Here is a 19,343-nt window from a genome sequence, read left to right on the forward strand (position 1 = left end):
GGCCGGGCGCGCCTCTTGGCGCGGCGTAGCTTCGCTACGCCTTGCCCGGCGCGCACCATTCACCCTCGTCATTCCGGCGAAGGCCGGAATCCATACACGCCGACGTTGCGGCTCCTGCCCGACAGCGGTTCCACCGGTCCCGAACACCCGCCACGGGCAAAGCCCGTGTCGTCGGACGGCGCTTTTCGCGCCGCCGGCCGGGCGCGCCTCTTGGCGCGGCGTAGCTTCGCTACGCTTTGCCCGGCGCGCCGAGCACCTGCCTCGCCCTCTGACAATCCTTCGCCATCTGCACCGTCAACGCCTCCAGCGAATCGAACTTCACCTCGGGCCGCAGATACTCGATCAGCGCCACCTCGATCCGCTGCCCGTACAGGTCGCCCGAGAAATCGAGGAAATACGTTTCCAGCAACTCGATCGGTGCCCCCTCGATCGTCGGGCGGATGCCAAGGCTCGCCGCCCCGTTCAACACCCGGCCATCGGCCAGCCGCCCGGTCGCGGCATAAATGCCATAGGCGGGGCGCAGATAACTGCCCAGCGTCAGATTGGCGGTCGGATAGCCGAGCGTCCGCCCCAGCTTCGCGCCATGTTCCACCACCCCTTCGACCGCGAACGGCCGGGTCAGCAGCGCCGCCGCCGCGCGCGGCTCGCCGCCGCGCAGCAGGTCGCGGATGCGCGACGACGATACGACCGCCTGCCCGTCGCCGACCGGCGCGACCGTCTCGGCGACGAAGCCATGCGCCTCGCCCAGCGCCTTCAGCGTCGCGACATCGCCGTCGCGTCCCCGGCCGAAGGTGAAGTCGGTGCCGGTCACGACTCCGCCCGCCCCGATCAGCGCGACCAGCCGGTCGAGCGCGAACCGTTCGGCCGACAGCCCGGCAAGCGCGGCGTCGAAGCCGAACACCAGCATCGCGTCCGCCCCGGCGGCGGCGAACAACCGCTCGCGCTGGTCGAGGCTGGTCAACCGGAACGGCGGCGTGTCGGGCCGGAAGAAGCGGCGCGGATGCGGATCGAACGTCGCGACGATCGCCGGGCGGCCGGCGGCGCGCGCCCGCGCCACCGCGCGGGCGACCACCGCCTGATGCCCGGCATGAAATCCATCGAAATTGCCGAGCGCGACGATCCCGCCACGCAGAGGCGCCGGCACCGGGGCGCTGCCGTCCAGCCGCTCCATCGCCGCCCCTTACCCGGCGGCCGCCCGCCGCGAAAGGGGCTGTATACCGGCGCGCAGCACCCTGAGCGCATTGCCGCCCATCACCTTGTCCAGCTCACGCTGGTTCAGCCCTGCCGCCCGCAGCGCCTCGGGCACCACCGCCAGATGCGCGGCGTCGAACGCGGTTGTTACCGCCCCGTCGAAATCCGATCCCAGCGCGACATGATCGATCCCCGCGACCTTACGGACGTGCAGGATCGCGCGGACGATCGCCTGCGGGTCGGTCGAACACACCGCGCCCGCCCAATAGCCGATGCCGACCACGCCGCCGGTACGGGCGATGCCGCGCACCTCGTCGTCGGTCAGGTTGCGGTTGACCGGGCAGGTCGCCTGCACCCCGCCATGGCTGGAGACGACCGGCCGGCGCGCGCGGGCCAATACCTCGGCCAGTCCCGCGTGGCTCAGATGCGCGACATCGACGATCATGCCGACGTCTTCCATCCGCGCCATCACCGTCCGCCCGAACGGCGTGAGGCCGCCCTTGGCGCGGCCGTGCATCGATCCGGCGACCTCGTTGTCATAGAAATGGGTCAGGCCGCCCATGCGGAACCCGCTGCGATACAGCCGGTCGAGATTGCCGAGGCTCCCCTCCAGCCCGTTCAGCCCCTCGATCGACAGCATCGCCCCGACCGGCCGCACCCCCCGCGCCGCCGCCCGGTCGGCGAGCAGCGCATCCAGTTCGGCCGGGTTCGTCACCAGCCGCAGCGCCCCGTTCGAGGTGCGCGCGGTCCGGCGCAGCTTGGTCGCATGCCACACCGATCGTTCGAGCAGCGACCCCCATGTCCGCACCGGCTGCAACTGCGCGACCACCAGCGGGGTGATATTGTCGCTGTCGCCATCGTTGGCGTCATAATTCTGCCCGCGCGGCGTCTTCGTCACCGACGAAAAGACCTGGAGCGCGACATTGCCCGCCGCCAGCCGGGGCACGTCGACCTGTCCGCGCTGCGCCCGCGTCATCAGGTCGCGCGACCACAGCAGCGTGTCGGCATGCAGGTCGACGATCGGCCCGGTCGCCTGGGTCGCGGGCTGGCCGGCGGCGAAGCGCGCGGCCAGCGCCGGGGTCGGCTCCACCTTGTTCATCGATCGCTCTACGATGCCGGGCACCAGCGCGAAGAACGCGGCCGCCGCGATCGCCAGCAACGCCACGCCCCACCAGATCGCCTTGCGCATCGCCGCCCTGTTCCCTTGGCGCCCAGCTTGGCGCTGGCGCGGCCCTTAGACCCGCGTGTCGGGCAGAGTCGAGCGGATCAGCGTCACGAAGCTGTACGCCGGCCGATCGCCTGTCGCACTGTGGTCCTCGCGCCACGTTTCGCGCCAACCGGCGAACGGGGGCACTACCGCATCCCCCGGCGGCGCGGCATGGACCTCGGTCAGCTCGATCCGCTCGATCCGGTCGAGCAACAGCGCGAAGATCTCCGCCCCGCCGATCACCGCCGCGTCCGGCCCGGCCAGCGCCAGCGCCGCATCCGGAGCATGCGCGACCTCGGCCCCCTCGGCCGTCCAGTCGCGATCGCGGGTCAGCACGATATGCCGCCGCCCTGGCAGGGGGGCGGGAAAGCTCTCGAACGTCTTGCGCCCCATCACCATCGCCCGCCCCATGGTCAGCGCCTTGAAGCGTTTAAGGTCCGCCGGCAGATGCCACGGCAACTGCCCGTCACGCCCGATCACGCCATTGGTCGCGCGGGCAAGGATGGCATCGATCATCGGTGGCCTTTCAAACTGCAACCTCGCCCCGGATCGCGGCATGGGGAGCATACCCCTCGACAACGAAATCCCCGATCGAATAGCCATCGATCCCCGCCGCCTTCCGCACCAGCCGCATCGTCGGCAATGCCCTCGGCTCGCGCCCGCATTGCTCGCGCGCCTGCTCCAGATGGTTGCGGTACAGGTGCGCGTCGCCTGCCACCCACACCAGCTCCCCCGGTCGCAGGTCGGCCTGATCGGCCAGCATCAGTTGCAGCGCGGTCGCGCCGACGAAGTTGAACGGGGCGCCGAGCAGCAGGTCGACCGAGCGCTGGAACAGCAGGCAGTTGAGCCGGCCGTCCGAAGTGACGTGATACTGGTACACCATGTGGCACGGCGGTAGCGCCATCTGGCCGAGTTCGCCGACGTTCCAGCCGTGGAACAGCATCCGCCGGCTGGTCGGATTGGTGCGCAGCGTGTGGACCAGATCGGCGATCTGGTCGTGCTCGCGGCCGTCGCTGCCTAGCCAGCGGCGCCATTGCTTGCCGTATACCGGCCCCAGGTCGCCCCAGCGCGCGGCGAAGGTGTCGTCCTCGACGATGCGTTGTTCGAACGCTTCTTGTTCAATCGCCTCGCCGGTGTCGCGGCGATAGGCGGCGAGCGGCCAGTCGGTCCAGATGCGGACGTTGTCGCGCAGCAGCGGCTGGATATTGGTGTTCCCGGTCAGGAACCACAGCATCTCGCGGACCGCAGTTTTCCAGTAGACGCGCTTGGTCGTCAGGATCGGCACCTGCCCTTGGCTCAGATCGAAGCGGAGCATCGCGCCGAAGATCGAGCGGGTGCCGACCCCGGTGCGGTCGATCCGTTCGTCGCCATGGTCCAGCACCTGCTCCAGCAGATCGAGATACTGGTGTTCGGGGTGGCGCATCGTCGGGGTCTTTCGCTTCACGGCGTAGGGTTGCGTCGGCCTAGGCCAGCGGCCGCCAATAAAAAAGAGGGCCGGTGCGTCGCCGCACCGGCCCAGTGTTTTTCCGCAGGAGGAAACTGTTGGTCGGGTGAGGGAGGTCGTCCCGCCACCCGAAAGAAAGATCAGATGTTGTAGGCGCGTTCGCCGTGTTCGCCGAGGTCGAGACCTTCCAGTTCGACTTCCTTCGAGACGCGGCCACCGGTGAGCGCCTTGGCAACGAACCACGCGATGGTGGTGCCGACGGCGGCCCAGACGATGGTGACGAGGACCGCGAAGACCTGCACGCCGAGCTTGGCGCCCATGTCATAGTCCGCCGCACCCGGTCCGCCGAGCGACGGGGCATAGACCACCGCCGTGCCGATCGCACCGATGATGCCGCCGACGCCGTGGATGCCGAAGGCGTCGAGCGAGTCGTCGTAGCCGAGCTTGGGCTTCACGACGGTGACGGCGAAGAAGCAGACGATCGAGGCGATGGCGCCGAGCACGATCGCGCCGAACGGACCCGAGTTACCTGCTGCCGGGGTGACGGCGACGAGGCCGGCGATGATCCCCGAGCAGAAGCCCAGTGCCGAACCCTTATGCCCCGAGAACTTCTCGGCGAGCATCCAGAACAGGCCGGCCGATGCGGTGGCGACGAAGGTGTTGATCATGGCGAGGCCGGCGGTGCCGTTGGCTTCGAGCGCCGAGCCGGCGTTGAAGCCGAACCAGCCCACCCACAGCAGCCCGGTGCCGACCATGGTGAGGGTCAGCGAGTGCGGTGCCATGCGCTCGGTCGGGAAGCCGAGGCGCTTGCCGAGGAGCACCGCCAGCACCAGCGACGAGACGCCCGCGTTGATGTGGACCACGGTGCCGCCGGCGAAGTCGAGCGCGCCCGCCTTGAAGAAATAGCCGCTTGCCGCCCAGACCATGTGCGCGATCGGCAGATAGGTGATCGTCAGCCACACGATCGCGAAGACCATGACCGCCGCGAACTTGATCCGCTCGACGACCGAGCCGAGCACCAGCGAGATGGTGATCGCGGCGAAGGTCATCTGGAAGCAGATGAAGACATATTCGGGGATTTCGACCCCGGCGGTGAAGGTCGCCGCCTGCGATGCGGGCGTGACCCCGGCAAGGAACGCCTTGGCCGGGCTGGCGATGAAGTTGGCCAGCGTCGCGCTCGATACGTCGGGACCGAAGGCGAGCGAATAGCCGTACATCACCCACAACAGCATCGCGAGCGCGCTGACCGCGCCGATCTGCGTCATGACCGACAGCATGTTCTTGGTGCGGGTAAGCCCGCCGTAGAACAGCGCGAGGCCGGGCAGGATCATCATCAGCACGAGGATGGTCGACACCATCATCCAGGCGGTATCGCCCTTGTCAACGGTCGCCGCCGGCGCGGCGGCGGGTGCCTGAAGCGCGGCGTCCTGCGCCCATGCGGGCAATGCGGCAAACAGGCCGAGGCCTGCACCGGCCAGCAATTTCATCGGATGTTTCATGATGCCCCCCATCACAAAGCGGTCAAATCGGTTTCGCCGGTGCGGATGCGCACCGCCTGGCCGACGTCGAGCACGAAGATCTTGCCGTCGCCGATCGCGCCGGTGTTGGCGGCGACCTGCACCGCCTCCACGACGCGGCCTGCGATGTCGCTGTCGCAGACGACCTCGATCTTGATCTTGGGCACCATGTTGGTGCTGTATTCCGCGCCGCGATAGATTTCGGTCTGGCCCTTCTGCCGGCCGAATCCCTTGACCTCGGTCACGGTCATGCCCGCGACCCCGATCTCGGTCAGCGCTTCGCGTACCTCATCCAGCTTGAACGGCTTGATGATGGCGATGACTAGTTTCATGTCGCCCCCTCGTCGCTTGTTTCCCTTGGCAGCTACATCGCAAGGGGCGTGCCAATCGCAGGAACGGCGCGTTTCGGGCGGTTCTGCCGCTGCCTCAATCGTTACCAAGCGGTAAAATTGTGCAACGCGGCAATGTTGCCTGTTTTTCAGGCAGGAGCGGCGGATTCGTTTGGAAACTCGCGAAAGGGCGAGTTTTAAGTGCGGTGCCGGCCCGCTCCCCCTCCCAACCACCCATTCAGGATACGCTGTGGGTGGTCGGGAGGGGGAGCGGGCCGGCACCGCAAAACGCGCAACCGCGCGTTTTCAGACAGTGTCGTCGAGCAACGCGCGGGCAGCGGCGAGGTCATCCTCGTCGACCATGACGCGCACCGGGATCAACAACCAACTCCCCTCGGCGAAACTGGTTTCGCTGTCGAAGGCGATCGCGGGCAATCCTTCGCTTGTTAGCCGGCCGACGATGATCTGCGCCTCGACGCGGGGAAAGCGGCCGAGTTCGACCAGCGCCATCAGGCGGTGCCGCCGACGGTCAACCCGCCGACCAGCAATGTCGGCTGTCCGACGCCGGCGGGGACCGATTGCCCGGCCTTGCCGCACATGCCGATGCCTTCGTCGAGCGCGAAGTCGTTGCCAACGCCCAGCACCTTGGTCAGCACGCTGGGGCCGTCGCCGATCAGCGTCGCGCCCTTGATCGGGGCGCCGATCCGGCCGTTCTCGACCCGGTACGCCTCGGTGCAGGAGAACACGAACTTGCCCGAGACGATGTCGACCTGCCCGCCGCCGAAGGATTTGGCGAAGATGCCGTTTTTCACGCGCGAGAGCAGTTCGGCCGGATCGTCGTTGCCGGCGGTCATGAAGGTGTTGGTCATGCGCGGCATCGGCGCATGGGCGAAGTCCTGACGCCGGCCGTTGCCGGTGGGGGCGACGCCCATCAGCCGGGCGTTCAGCCGGTCGTGGATATAGCCCTTGAGGATACCATCCTCGATCAGCACATTCTCCTGCGTCGGCGTGCCTTCGTCGTCGATCGAGAGCGAGCCGCGCCGGTCGGCGATCGATCCGTCGTCGATCACGGTGACGCCGGGCGCTGCGACCCGCTCGCCGATGCGGCCCGAAAAGGCGCTGGTGCCCTTGCGGTTGAAGTCGCCTTCGAGGCCGTGGCCGATCGCTTCGTGGAGCAGGATGCCGGGCCAGCCGGGGCTGAGCAGCACGGTCATCTCGCCCGCAGGGGCGGCGACCGCGTCGAGGTTCACCAGCGCCTGGGCGAGCGCCACGTCGATCGCGCGAGCCCAAGTCGCCGGGTCCATCAGCGAATCGTAGAGATAGCGGCCGCCGATGCCGAAGCTGCCGGTTTCGCGGCGGCCGTTCTGCTCGACCACGATCGAGACGTTGAGGCGGACGAGCGGACGGACGTCGGTGGCGACGAAGCCGTCGGGGCGCACGATCTCGACGACGCTCCACGATCCGAGCAGGCTGGCCGAGACCTGGCAGACGCGCGGGTCGCGGGCGCGGGCGGTGGCGTCGATCGCCTGGCACAGCGCCACCTTGTCGGCGAACGGCACGAGGTCGAGCGGATCGGCGGCGGTGTAGAGATGGCGGTTGTTGCCGCGCGGCGGCGGGGCCTTGGCACCCTTCGCCCGATCGATCAGCGCCATCGTTTCGCCGGCGCGGCGGATGGCGGCTTCGGACAGTTCGTTGGCATGGGCGAAGGCGGTCGTCTCGCCCGACACGGCGCGCAGACCGAAGCCGGCGTTGGTGTCGTAGGACGCGGTCTTCAGGCGGCCGTCGTCGAAGCCGAATGCTTCCGAGCGGCGGTACTGGAGGTAGAGTTCGCCGTCCTCGGCATTGGCGAGCGTCGCCTGCGTGGCGCGGAGCGCGGCGGCGGGATCAAGGTCGCCGGAATAGAGGAACGAGCGGGGATCGGTTGGGGTCATTTGCCTAATATAGGGCGGTGGGGGCGTGGGGGAATGGGGGTGGAAGTTGGCGAAGGTTACGCGGAACGATGACCCCCGGAAGGTCGAAAGGCCCATTATCGCATTAATCCGCCGTTATTCGCTTCTGGTTCCGCGTAGTGACGAGACACTTTTAAGCGTCGAAGTTTGCGCATGAATGGTCGATGCGTGTTGATGCAGGATGCTATCCGCGAATATTTTCGCTTTCGGTCCACCAGCGGACCTCGCTGGCTTTCCCGGATTGCCGGACGATGCTTTCCAGCGCCATGGCAAGACGTTCGACGGTTTCAGCAACGGACAGCTTTCTGAACCAGCGCCGAACATAGGGCCGGTTTGGTTGGATGAAGAGGAGCATGCCGTCGTCCCATTCCCCGTAGAATCCGCAGCCGACCCACAGCGGGAAGGATGGGTTTTCGATCCAGATTATCCATCCCCAATCCTCGGGGAGGATTCGGGAAACTGCGAACCCGTGCTTTGGGAGTTCGTCTTTCAAAAGGTTGGCGACGGCTTCGCCAACCGGTACACCGTCCGCCGATGGAACGTCGGACAATTTCGACGATCTGAATTCTAGGTTCGTGCGCATGGGAAGACGGTAGCGGTTGACGCCGTGCCTCGCCAACAATGATCCCGACCACGCAGGACGGACGTTCAGAATTGTTTCCACAGTTCGAAGAACGTGTGGAAGTCTGTCAGGCTGGCGATTTGTAGGAAAGCCTGTTCCGGTCGGACTTGAACGTCGCCCCAGCGAAGGCTGGGGCCTCTACCGACGAAGGTGCCGCGCTATTACCAAGAGATCCCAGCCTTCGCTGGGATGACGTTTTGGGAAATGGGAAGGCGAACGTCAGCGCCGCGGCGGAGCCGCGTCGTCGGTCGCAGGGCAAGGGTGAGCTTGCCCTGCGCCGGCCGCTGGTATTCGCTCGACCTTCGGTCGATCTCAGCGCCCGGCGCCGTCCCCATGATCCTTCAACGTCGACTGGTCCGCGCCGTCGGCCGGGCTGCCCGCCAGAATGAAGCGGCGGTCGCAATAGCCGCAGTCGACATAGCCGGTCTCGTCGATCTGGAGCCAGACGCGCGGATGGCCGAGTGCGGGCGCGATCTCGCCGCCACCGTCGCAGGCGACGCGAGGGGAGGTGACGCGGAAGGTTTCGGGCGGTGGCAACATGGATAGCGCGAATAGCAACGTGGCCGCCGCGCGACAAGTTGGATCGGCACTTGGCGGCGCACGCCCATGCGCGTAATCGCCACAGCCATGACCAGCCCCCACACCGACGCCGCCATTTCGATCCGCGACCTGTGCAAGACCTATGCGGGGGGCAAGGGCGGGGCCGCGCCCAAGGTGGCGCTCGACGGGGTGTCGTTCGATGTGCCGCGCGGGCAGATTTTCGGGCTGCTGGGGCCGAACGGGGCGGGCAAGTCGACGCTCATCAACACGCTGGCGGGCCTCGTGAACAAGACCAGCGGCAGCGCGTCGATCTGGGGCTTCGACATCGACAGGCACCCGCGCAACGCCAAGGCGTCGATCGGGATCGTGAACCAGGAAATCCTGTTCGATCCGTTCTTCACACCGTCCGAGACGCTGGAGATCCAGGCCGGGCTGTACGGCGTGCCCAAGGGGCAGCGGCGGACGATGGACCTGTTGCGCGCGGTACATCTGGAGGACAAGGCCAACGCCTATGCCCGGACGCTGTCGGGCGGCATGAAGCGGCGGTTGATGGTGGCCAAGGCGATGGTCCATTCGCCGCCGGTGCTCGTGCTCGACGAGCCGACCGCCGGGGTCGACATCCAGCTTCGCCAGCAATTGTGGGACTATGTGCGCGACCTCAACGCGCAGGGGGTGACGGTGGTGCTGACCACCCATTACCTCGAGGAAGCCGAGCAACTGTGCGACCGGATCGCGATCATCAACCACGGCCGGGTGGTGGCGAACGAGCCGACGCGCGCGCTGATCGAGCTGGCGCAGGAGAAGGTGGTCGAACTGACGCTGGACCGCGACGTGGGGGCGCTGCCCGATGCGGGCTGTTTCGAGAAGGTCGAGCGCAAGGGCGAGCGGGTGCTGGCCGTGACGTATCGCAAGGACGTGGCGAACGCGGGCGAGGTGCTGGCGGCGGTCGCGGGGCAGGGATACGGCATCGTCGACGTGGTGACGCGCGAGGCCGATCTGGAGGATGTGTTCCTCAATCTGACCAACGTTTGAGGGGTCTGTAAGAGGGTTGGTTCACGCGAAGGCGCGGAGACGCGAAGGGGTTGCGTGGCCGGATGCGCCCTCGTTTCTTCCCCGGCGGTGATGGTGGCGGACGCGATCGGCAGTCGGGGCCGCTCTGCGCCTCCGCGCCTCCGCGCGAACAACCTTCTTTCAGCCTTGCCGGGTTTTCGGGACCATCGCCCAACCCGATCACCTCCGTCATCCCGGCGAAGGCCGGGATCCATGGTTCCGCGAGCGCCGACGCCGGCGGGTGCGCGGCGCGGTGGATCCCGGCCTTCGCCGGGATGACGACGTGGGTGTGGCGGGTGTCCAGGGGGCATCGCTGGCTTAGATAAGAGGTTCGCGCGGAGGCGCAGAGGGGCGCTCGCTCGTGGTGGCTGGCGTGGTTGTCGTGAACGGGTTGTGGTAACGGCGGCGCTTGTGGGACGCCGGACCCCCTTCGTGTCTCCGCGCCTTCGCGTGAACGCCTGGCTCCCCCTACCGCCTTGTAACCCGCCGGCAAACCCGCGTAGGCGGGGGTGAAACGAACCGCGGAGAGCCCCTTGCCCAACGATGCGTGCCAGTCCGACGTCCTCATCATCGGATCGGGTGCGGCGGGGCTGACCGCCGCGCTGAACCTTGCCGAGCGGTTCCGGGTGACGGTGCTGGCCAAGGGGGCGCTGAACGAGGGGTCGACCGCGTGGGCGCAGGGCGGGATCGCCGCCGTGCTCGAACCCGGCGACACGTTCGAGAACCATGTCGAGGACACGATGGTCGCGGGCGCCGGCCTCAACGACCGCTCGGCGGTGGAGTTCGTGGTCGAGGGCGCGCCGGCGGCGATCGAGCGGCTGGCGAAGCTGGGCGTGCCGTTCAACATGAACGGCGACGCGCTGCACCTGACGCGCGAGGGCGGCCATTCGCATCGCCGCATCGTCCATGTCGACGACGCCACCGGATGGGCGGTGCAGGAAGCGCTGATCCGCGCGGCGAAGGCGCATCCCAACATCACCCTGCTGCCCGACATGGTCGCGGTCGACCTTGCGACCAGCCGGCACGAGCAGCGCTATTCGGGGGCGGGCAATGTGTGGGGGGCCTATGCCTTCAACCGCGCGACCGACCGGGTCGAGCTGTACACCGCGCGGGCGACGATCCTCGCCACCGGCGGCGCGGGGCGGACCTATCTGTTCAGCACTGCCCCCAGGGGGGCGACCGGCGACGGCATCGCGATGGCGTGGCGCGCGGGGTGCCGCGTGTCGAACATGGAATTCATGCAGTTCCACCCGACCTGTCTCTATAATCTGGAGGTCAAGAACTTCCTGATTACCGAGGCGGTGCGCGGCGAGGGTGGCAAGCTCCTCAACCCGACGACCGGCAAGAATTTCATGCCCTATTATGATCCCCGTGCCGAACTGGCGCCGCGCGACATCGTGGCGCGGGCGATCGATGCCGAGATCAAGCGCTTTGGCCTCGATTACGTCCATCTCGACATCAGTCACATGGACCCGGACTTCGTGCGCGGGCACTTCCCCAACATCCACGACAAGCTTTTGGGGCTAGGCATCGACATGACGCGGCAGGGCATCCCGGTGGTGCCGGCGCAGCATTATACCTGCGGCGGGGTGGTGATCGACCGCGCGGGGCGCGCCGACCTGCCGGGGCTGTATGCGGTGGGCGAGGTGTCGCAATCGGGACTGCACGGCGCCAATCGCCTCGCGTCCAACTCGCTGCTCGAATGTTTCGTGTTCGGCGAGGCGGCGGCGGCGGACATCGCCGCGCGCTGGGGCGACCTGCCGCCGCCGCCCGCGATCCGGCCGTGGGACGAAAGCCGCGTGGCCGATTCGGACGAGGAAGTCGTCATCAAGCAGAACTGGACCGAGATTCGCCGGTTCATGTGGAATTACGTCGGCATCGTGCGCACCACCAAGCGGCTGGAGCGCGCCCGCCACCGCATCGCGATGCTGAACGAGGAAGTGGCCGATTATTACGGGCATTTCCGGGTGACGCCCGACCTGATCGAGCTGCGCAACCTGTTGCAGTCGGCCGACCTGATCGTGCGATCGGCGTTGCACCGCAAGGAAAGCCGGGGGCTGCACTATACGCTGGATTACCCCGAGACGGCAGCGGCGGCGGTGGACACGATTCTGGTGCCCTGAAAGCGGTTTCGCGGTTCGTCGTTCGTACCGGGTATTTCGTCGCAACCGCTCGGTCGCGCACTTTGCCGTTCACCCGATACCAACCATGGTGCGGGTAGCGGGGTGTGATGGGCGTAGGCATGAAGAAGTTGGTCCGGTCGCGTGGAGCGATGCTGGCGGTGGGACTGGTGAGCGTAGGCGCGATCGGCGTGGCGACACGCACGATGCCGCCACAGGCGCATGCCAGCGCCGAACGCTATTCGGTGGCAGTGCCGCTGCCCGCGCAGACCCGGCCCGCGCCGGCAGCACTGGTGCAGGCGATCAACGCGCTGGGCGGCGGGTTCCAGGGCCATGTCGGCATCGCGGTGCGCAGCATCGACGACGGCTGGGTCGTCGGCCATGCGATGGACCGGCGGATGCCGCAGCAATCGGTCAGCAAGCTGTGGGTGGCGATGACCACCATGAGCGCGATCGACGAGGGCCGGCTGGCGCTGACCACCCCGGTCGCGATCACGCGCAGCGACCTGACGCTGTTCCACCAGCCGATCGCCTATCTGATGAAGGATGGCGTGTTCAACACGACGGTCGGCGACCTGCTGCGCCGGGCGCTGACGATGAGCGACAATACCGCCAACGACAAGCTGCTCAACCTCGTCGGCGGGCCGGTGGCGGTGCGCGACTTCATCGCCAGCCGGGGGCTGGGCAACATCCGCTTCGGTCCGGGTGAGCGCTTGTTGCAGGCCAGGACCGCCGGCCTGTCGTGGAAGCAGGAATATTCGCAGGGCAATGCGTTCGCGCAGGCGCGCTCGCGGCTCGATCCCAATGTGCGGCGCGCGGCGTATCAGGCCTATGTCGCCGATCCGCCCGATGGCGCAGGCGCGGGGGCGATTGCCGATGCGCTGGCACGGCTGCACCACGGCATGCTGTTGTCGCAGCAGTCGACCGCCTGGCTGCTCGACACGATGGCGCATACCCGCACCGGACGCGCGCGGATCCGCGCCGCGCTGCCGCCGGGCTGGAGCGTCGCGCACAAGACCGGGACCGGACAGGATCTGGCCGGGCGCACCGCCGGGTTCAATGACATCGGCATCATTACCGCCCCGGACGGCAAGGCCTATGCGATTGCGGTGATGATCGGCGATACCGCGCGGCCGGTGCCCGAACGCCAGCAGTTGATCCAGACGGTGGTATCGTCGATCGTGGCGGTCCACGGCTGAGCTTGCCGGCAGGCGGGGGAGGCGGCATCCTGCGCTGACAAGGGGGGCGGGATGCTACTGCGATCGATCGCGACGGTGCTGGGGGCGATGGTCTGGCTGTCGGCGACGGTCGAGCCGTCGTGTGCCGATAGCTGGGAACTGCCGGAGGTTATGACCTATCCGTCGGCCAACGGGCGGGCGCGGATGATCGTGACGCCGCGCGATCTCGACAGCCAGTTGGCGTATTTCGAGGACATGGTCGACGGCAAGGCGACGCCAGGGCAGCGCGAGGATGGGTCGAAGGCGGCGCGGGCGCGGGTCGAACGGGTGCAAGACGGCCGGTGGCGGGTCGTGTGGGACCGGCCGATCCCGAACGGGGTGGCGTCGGTCGACGCGATCGTGCGCGACGACGGACGCTATGCCGCAACGTTCGACGACTGGCATGGCACCGGTTACGGCCCGAACGCGATCGTGCTGTATGGGCCGGACGGCAAGGTCGTGCGGCGGCTGTCGCTCGGTGATGTTTTGCCGGCATTCTATGTCGATGCGTTGCCGCACTCGGTCAGTTCGATCGACTGGCGGGGCGTGCCGCGCTTTTCCGACAATGGGTCGCGGATCATGCTGCCGATCGTCATTCCCGAGCACGGCTATGTGCGCGACGCGCGTACCGTCGACCTGACGATTCGCGTGTCGGACGGGGCGGCGTCATTCGCCGATGCGTGGGACTGGGGGCGGGCGCGCACGGCGGGCTGCCGCGTCTACCGCGCGAAGCTGGCGGCCGAGGCCGAGCACAAGGCAGCGTTCCTCGCCCCGTTGCGCCGACCAACGATCAACGATGAGCGAAGCTGGCACGACTATCTGAACGAGGCGAGGGCGCGCCGGTTCGGCGACGGCCGCAGTTCGTGGACGACAGTGCTGCGCAAGCCAGACGCGCCCGACTATGCCGTATCCGAAGGCTGGGTGCGCGAGCGGCTGACCGATCCGACGATGGGCGATGCAGCGTTCGCTACCTTGTCGGAGGAGCATCTGGTCGCGGTGGTGCGCCGGATCGCGGCGAGCGTGCCGGCGTGGCGGATGCGCGGCACGACGCTGTATTTCGCGGTTTCCGCCGATCGCTGGTCCGCGATCGAAGCGGCGCTGCGCCACACCAGCGCGACGCTGGTGCAGTTCGATCCCGATGTGTCGATCGCGCAGCGCCGCGATCGGATCGCGTCGCGCTATGGTGCCTGAAGGTCAGCGATAGTCGGTGATCGCGTAGGTTCCCTCTTCTGCGGCGACACGCGGTCCGACGATGGCGACGGCGGCACCCGCCGCCCTGCCCGCCGCGACGCCGGCCGGCGAATCCTCGAACACCAGGCAATCCTCTGGCGCGACGCCGAGGCGCTGCGCGGCGAGGCGGAAGCCCTGCGGGTCGGGCTTGCCTTCGCTCACGTCCTCGGCGGTGACGAACACCTCCGGCAGCGGCAGGCCGATCGCGTGCAGGCGGACTTGCGCCAGATTGCGCGGCGCGGAGGTGACGATCGCCCAGTCGGTCGGGGCAAGCGTGGCGATCAGCGCGTGGATGCCATCGATCGCGACGACGCCGTCGACGTCCTCCAGTTCGGCGGCGTTGAGCCATGCCGCCTCGGCAGCGACATCCATGCCCGGCGTGGCGAAGCGGCGGACGGTGTCCTCGCCGCGCACGCCGTGGCACACCGCGATCAGCGCGTCGGCGTCGATGCCGTGGCGCGCGCACCAGCGCCGCCAGACGCGCTCGACCGCCGCGCCGGAATCGAGGAGCGTGCCGTCCATGTCGAACAGGAAGGCGGCGTAGGGCGTGTCGCGGAAGATCGGCATGGGGTGCCGGTAGCCGGGGCGGGCGGGGGAGGCAATCGTGGCGGGCGTTGCGGTTCCTTGCTGGCCGCCCTGCTCCCCTCCCTGACAAGGGAGGGGCCGGGGGTGGGTGGGTTGATAAGGAAACGTAAGCGCGCCACAACCGGCCTACCCACCCCCAACCCCTCCCTTGTCAGGGAGGGGAGCAGGTCGTGAAAATATCTCGTTGAATGTCGATCCGGCTTAGTGGCGGAAGTGGCGCATGCCGGTGAAGACCATCGCCAGACCCGCCGCGTCGGCCGCCGCGATCACCTCGTCGTCGCGGATCGAGCCGCCGGGCTGGATCACCGCCGTGGCCCCGGCCTCGACCGCCGCGAGCAGGCCGTCGGCGAAGGGGAAGAAGGCATCCGAGGCGACCGCCGAGCCGAGCGTGCGCGGGGCATCCCAGCCGGCCTTGTCGGCGGCGTCCTTCGCCTTCCACGCGGCGATGCGCGCCGATTCGAGGCGGTTCATCTGCCCCGCACCGATGCCCGCCGTGCTGCCGTCCTTGGCATAGACGATCGCGTTCGACTTGACGTGCTTGGCGACGGTCCAGGCGAAGCGGCAGTCGGCGAGTTCCTGGTCCGTCGGCTGGCGCTTGGTCACCACCTTCAGGTCGACCTGCGCCAGATTGCCGGCGTCGCGCGACTGGACGAGGAGACCGCCGGCGATGGTCTTGACGGTCAGCCCGCCGCGCGCCGGATCGGGCAGGTCGCCGGTCAGCAGCAGGCGCAGGTTCTTTTTCGCGGCGAACACCGCTTTCGCCTCGTCATCGGCATCGGGCGCGGCGACGACTTCGGTGAAGATGCCGCTGATCGCGCGCGCGGTTTCGCCGTCCAACGGCCGGTTGACCGCGATGATCCCGCCGAACGCCGACACGCTGTCGCACGCCAGCGCGGCCTTGTACGCCTCGATCAGCGTGATCCCGCTGGCGACGCCGCAGGGGTTGGCGTGCTTGACGATGACGACGGTCGGCGGACCGTCGCGGAATTCGCTGACCAGTTCCAGCGCGGCATCGGCGTCGTTGTAGTTGTTGTAGCTCAGCGCCTTGCCCTGCACCTGCTGGGCTTGCGCGATGCCCCGTGCGCCGGGTCCGCGCGGGATATAGAGCGAGGCGGACTGGTGCGGGTTCTCGCCGTAGCGCAGCTCGGCACCGCGGGTGAAGGCGAGCGGGAGCGTGTCGGGGAACGCCTGTCCCTGATCGGCGAAAGCGAACCACTGGGCGATCGCCGAATCATAGGCGGCGGTGGCGGCATAGGCTTTCGCGGCGAAGCGGCGGCGGGTGGTGAGCGTGGTCGCACCGCCCGTCTCGGCCAGTTCGGCGATCAGCGCGGCGTAATCGGCCGGGTCGGTGACGATCGCCACCGCATCATGGTTCTTGGCCGCCGAACGCACCATCGACGGGCCGCCGATGTCGATATTCTCGATGATCGTGTCGCGGTCGGCGCCCTTGGCCACCGTCGCCTCGAACGGATAGAGGTTCACGACGACAATATCGATCGCGCCGATGGCGTGTTCGGTCATCGACGCGACATGCTCGGGATTGTCGCGCACCGCGAGCAGCCCGCCATGGACGATCGGGTGTAGCGTCTTGACGCGGCCGTCCATCATCTCGGGGAAACCGGTCAGGTCGGCAATGTCGCGGACGGCGAGCCCGGCGTCGCGCAGCGCGGCGGCGGTGCCGCCGGTCGAGACGAGCTCGACGCCGTAGCCCACAAGGGCGGTGGCGAGATCGACGATACCGGTCTTATCGGAGACCGAGAGCAGGGCGCGTTTCGCGGGGACGTTTTCCATGGGCGCGCCCTTTCGCGCGAATGGCGGGGGAGGGCAAGGGGGCGGGAGGCGGACGATCGCGATCCGGTCGCTACCGCGTCTTGTGGAACCGCCACGACAGGTCGTGGCCGCCGGGCGGGGTGGTGCCGGCCAGTACCAACTGGAACGTCTCGACCGGCAGGCCATCGGGGCCGATCCACAGGCTTTCCTCGACCGAGAGCAGCGCGCCCTTCGCGCGGAATTGCCAGACGGGGCCGTTTGGCAGGCGCAGGAAGGCGGTCTGGTCGTCGGGGCCGGCTTCGATCGCGATGCCGGGGGCGAGGTGGAAGCGGACGACGAACGGCGTGTCGCCACGCCGCGCGCGGCGGCCGGTCGGGATCAGCATGTCCTCGCCCTGCACGTCGCGGCCGTCGGCGCTCAAGGTCAGGACGCGGCGGTGCTGGAAGCCGAGGCGCTTGGCATAGCCGTCGTGGCTCCCCTCGATCCGGCTGATCGCGTCGCTTTCCTGCCGGGCCATGTCGACCACGCCGACCCCCTTGCCGAGCGAGCCGTCGGGCTGGATCGCGGTCGAATTGGTGTCGGACAGCACCAAGGTCGAATGTGCGGCGGTAGAGCGCAGCGCGCGGCGCAGATCGGCCGACAGGGTCAGCGCGGCGATGTTCGCCCCGCCGCAGTTGACGACGATCCGCTGCCCACCATCGGACAGTTCGAACGCGAGCGTCGAGGCGCATCCCTCGTGCGCGGCGCGGGCGACCGGGGGCGGGGCGGCGTCGACGATCGCGATGGTGCGTCCGGCCGCCAGCCGCTGATAGCCCCAGTCGCCGGCGTGGCGAAGCGGGCGGGTGCGCACGCCGGTGGCGGCGACGACGTCGGCGATACGCTCGCCCGGCACCGGCCCCGCGCCCTGCCAGCATGACAGGCCACCGTCGCCGTGACACACGCCGAGCAGCGCCGACACCATGATCGTCAGATGCGCGGCGACCGGTTCGGGCATGGTCATCCGCCGCGCGGCATAGATTTCGCGCAACGCCGCGAGCGTCATCACCGCGTCGAGCTGATCGGCGGGCGAGCGGCCGACGAGGCCGCCGGTCTCGAACACGCTGGTCGTCAGCGCGCGGATCAGGCCGGTTTCGCCGAACGCGCGGCGGGCATCGCCGCCGGGAATGACGAGGCCGGCGGCGACCACCCCGGTCCATGCGACGATCGCGGCGATCCCCGCCGGGGCCTTGCCCGCTTCGCCGTCGAGATGGCGCGCGGTGCGGGCAAAGGCGTGCAGCACCTGCGAGCGATAGAGGAGGTCGGTCGACGACAGGATCAACGGCGCGTGCGCGATCCATGACAGCATCCGCCGGCCGCAGGTGGCGGCGTTCCATGCCGCTTCCGTGATCCGCTCGCCATGGTCGGCCAGCCATTGCAGCATGATCGTCTCGGCGATCGGCACCGCCGTCACGCGCGGCGCGACGCTGGAGAGGTCGCGCAGCCATGCGAAGCCGTGGAGATGTTCGGCGAAGGCGGCGGAGAATTTGGGGCGGGCCAGTTCCAGCCGGTCGAGCGGCAGCGCTTCGCCGCGCACCATCAGCTTGCCCGCGAGCAGCGCCGCGCCGCGATCCAGATCGCCGAGGAACGGATCGTCGGCGACCGCGATCAGCTTGAGCGGATGGCGGCCCTTCAGCCGCAGCCCGTGCAGCGGGGTGCGCCACGCGAGGCGTTGCAGCTTGTCGCGCACCCGTTCGGACAGCGACAGACCGGTGCCGCCGCCCTGCCGCACCAGTCGCTTGCCGACATCGATCCCGTCGCGCGGCTCGTCGATCGGCGGCGGTTCGGTCATGCGCCGCGCAGGGCGGCGATGTTCGCGGCATAGGCGGTGGGGCCGCCGGTAAAGGTCGCGGTGCCGGCGACGAGGCAGTCGGCCCCGGCGGCGATCGCGCGCGGCGCGGTCACGCGGTCGACGCCGCCATCGACCTGCAGGTCGATCGCCCGGCCGGTCGCGTCGATGCGGCGGCGCAGGACTTCGATCTTGGTCAACTGGCTGTCGATGAACTTTTGTCCGCCGAAGCCCGGATTGACGCTCATGACCAGCAGCAGGTCGACCAGATCAATGACCTGATCGACCACCTCGACCGGAGTTGCGGGGTTCAGCACCACGCCGGCGCGCTTGCCCAGCGCCTTGATCCGCTGGAGCGTGCGGTGGAGGTGCGGGCCGGATTCGGGATGGACCGAGAGGATGTCGGCCCCGGCCTCGGCAAAGGCGTCGATCAGCGGGTCAACCGGCGTCACCATCAGATGGACGTCGAACGGCTTGGCGGAGTGGGGGCGCAGCGCCTTCATCACCATCGGGCCGATGGTGAGGTTGGGGACGAAATGGCCGTCCATGACGTCGACATGGATCCAGTCGGCCCCCGCCTCGTCGATGGCGCGGACCTCCTCGCCCAGCCGGGCGAAATCGGCGGAGAGGATCGAGGGGGCAATGCGGACGGATGACATAGGGTGTTGTCCTAGCATGGTCTTTGGGGGCGGCAAGGTTTGTGGGCAGATTGTGTTTCACGCGAAGGCGCTAAGGCCGCGAAAGGAG

18 protein-coding genes are annotated in these 19,343 nt (G+C 68.4%); 4 read left to right on the forward strand and 14 right to left on the reverse strand.

Annotated elements, in window-relative coordinates:
* Nucleotides 1–229 precede the first annotated feature (229 nt).
* The 10 genes from ASE78_RS17190 to ASE78_RS17230 form a co-directional block, all read right to left on the reverse strand.
* Complete coding sequence (locus ASE78_RS17190; protein WP_056498769.1) at nt 230–1,171, reverse strand: bifunctional riboflavin kinase/FAD synthetase; 942 nt, start codon at nt 1,169–1,171, stop codon at nt 230–232.
* A 9-nt stretch (nt 1,172–1,180) separates the two neighbouring features.
* Nucleotides 1,181–2,380, reverse strand: a complete 1,200-nt coding sequence (locus ASE78_RS17195) for a dipeptidase (RefSeq protein WP_056498770.1) — start codon at nt 2,378–2,380, stop codon at nt 1,181–1,183.
* Nucleotides 2,381–2,425: 45 nt separating this feature from the next.
* Complete coding sequence (locus ASE78_RS17200; RefSeq protein ID WP_056498772.1) at nt 2,426–2,914, reverse strand: dihydrofolate reductase; 489 nt, start codon at nt 2,912–2,914, stop codon at nt 2,426–2,428.
* 10 nt (nt 2,915–2,924) lie between these two features.
* On the reverse strand, nt 2,925–3,821 hold the full coding sequence (thyA, locus tag ASE78_RS17205; RefSeq protein ID WP_056498774.1) for a thymidylate synthase: 897 nt from the start codon (nt 3,819–3,821) through the stop codon (nt 2,925–2,927).
* Between the two features lie 161 nt (nt 3,822–3,982).
* Nucleotides 3,983–5,341, reverse strand: coding sequence for an ammonium transporter (locus ASE78_RS17210; RefSeq protein ID WP_056499318.1), 1,359 nt, complete (start codon nt 5,339–5,341; stop codon nt 3,983–3,985).
* Nucleotides 5,342–5,352: 11 nt separating this feature from the next.
* Nucleotides 5,353–5,691 (reverse strand): P-II family nitrogen regulator, encoded by a 339-nt coding sequence (locus ASE78_RS17215; protein WP_055758758.1) that lies wholly within the window; start codon nt 5,689–5,691, stop codon nt 5,353–5,355.
* A 303-nt stretch (nt 5,692–5,994) separates the two neighbouring features.
* Nucleotides 5,995–6,198, reverse strand: a complete 204-nt coding sequence (locus tag ASE78_RS17220; protein ID WP_056498776.1) for a DUF2007 domain-containing protein — start codon at nt 6,196–6,198, stop codon at nt 5,995–5,997.
* Nucleotides 6,198–7,619 (reverse strand): metalloprotease TldD, encoded by a 1,422-nt coding sequence (gene tldD / locus ASE78_RS17225; protein WP_056498777.1) that lies wholly within the window; start codon nt 7,617–7,619, stop codon nt 6,198–6,200. The genes ASE78_RS17220 and tldD overlap by 1 nt, the downstream gene beginning before the upstream one ends.
* Nucleotides 7,620–7,821: 202 nt before the next feature.
* Nucleotides 7,822–8,220 (reverse strand): hypothetical protein, encoded by a 399-nt coding sequence (locus ASE78_RS18855; RefSeq protein ID WP_156351548.1) that lies wholly within the window; start codon nt 8,218–8,220, stop codon nt 7,822–7,824.
* A gap of 351 nt (nt 8,221–8,571) precedes the next feature.
* Nucleotides 8,572–8,799 (reverse strand): zinc-finger domain-containing protein, encoded by a 228-nt coding sequence (locus ASE78_RS17230; protein ID WP_056498779.1) that lies wholly within the window; start codon nt 8,797–8,799, stop codon nt 8,572–8,574.
* An 87-nt stretch (nt 8,800–8,886) separates the two neighbouring features.
* Here ASE78_RS17230 and ASE78_RS17235 point away from each other — a divergent pair, with 87 nt between their 5' ends.
* From ASE78_RS17235 to ASE78_RS17250, 4 genes are all read left to right on the forward strand, one after another.
* Nucleotides 8,887–9,831: an ABC transporter ATP-binding protein gene (locus ASE78_RS17235; RefSeq protein ID WP_056498781.1), complete on the forward strand. Its 945-nt coding sequence runs from the start codon at nt 8,887–8,889 to the stop codon at nt 9,829–9,831.
* A 551-nt stretch (nt 9,832–10,382) separates the two neighbouring features.
* Entirely contained in the window at nt 10,383–11,972 is a 1,590-nt protein-coding gene (gene nadB, locus ASE78_RS17240; RefSeq protein ID WP_056498782.1) for an L-aspartate oxidase, read from the forward strand.
* A gap of 119 nt (nt 11,973–12,091) precedes the next feature.
* A complete protein-coding gene (locus tag ASE78_RS17245) occupies nt 12,092–13,168 on the forward strand; it encodes a serine hydrolase (protein WP_235515135.1) in 1,077 nt (358 codons plus the stop codon).
* Nucleotides 13,169–13,219: 51 nt separating this feature from the next.
* Complete coding sequence (locus tag ASE78_RS17250) at nt 13,220–14,377, forward strand: hypothetical protein (protein WP_056498788.1); 1,158 nt, start codon at nt 13,220–13,222, stop codon at nt 14,375–14,377.
* 3 nt (nt 14,378–14,380) lie between these two features.
* Here the strand turns inward: ASE78_RS17250 and ASE78_RS17255 are convergent, their stop codons facing one another.
* From ASE78_RS17255 to rpe, 4 genes are all read right to left on the reverse strand, one after another.
* On the reverse strand, nt 14,381–14,983 hold the full coding sequence (locus ASE78_RS17255; RefSeq protein WP_056498790.1) for an HAD-IA family hydrolase: 603 nt from the start codon (nt 14,981–14,983) through the stop codon (nt 14,381–14,383).
* 219 nt (nt 14,984–15,202) lie between these two features.
* Entirely contained in the window at nt 15,203–16,792 is a 1,590-nt protein-coding gene (gene purH, locus ASE78_RS17260) for a bifunctional phosphoribosylaminoimidazolecarboxamide formyltransferase/IMP cyclohydrolase (RefSeq protein WP_056498793.1), read from the reverse strand.
* A 70-nt stretch (nt 16,793–16,862) separates the two neighbouring features.
* A complete protein-coding gene (locus tag ASE78_RS17265; RefSeq protein WP_056498795.1) occupies nt 16,863–18,599 on the reverse strand; it encodes a heparinase II/III domain-containing protein in 1,737 nt (578 codons plus the stop codon).
* Nucleotides 18,596–19,255 (reverse strand): ribulose-phosphate 3-epimerase, encoded by a 660-nt coding sequence (rpe, locus tag ASE78_RS17270; protein ID WP_056498798.1) that lies wholly within the window; start codon nt 19,253–19,255, stop codon nt 18,596–18,598. The genes ASE78_RS17265 and rpe overlap by 4 nt, the downstream gene beginning before the upstream one ends.
* Nucleotides 19,256–19,343: the final 88 nt, after the last annotated feature.

This window comes from Sphingomonas sp. Leaf25 (genome assembly GCF_001421635.1).
Classification (GTDB): domain Bacteria; phylum Pseudomonadota; class Alphaproteobacteria; order Sphingomonadales; family Sphingomonadaceae; genus Sphingomonas.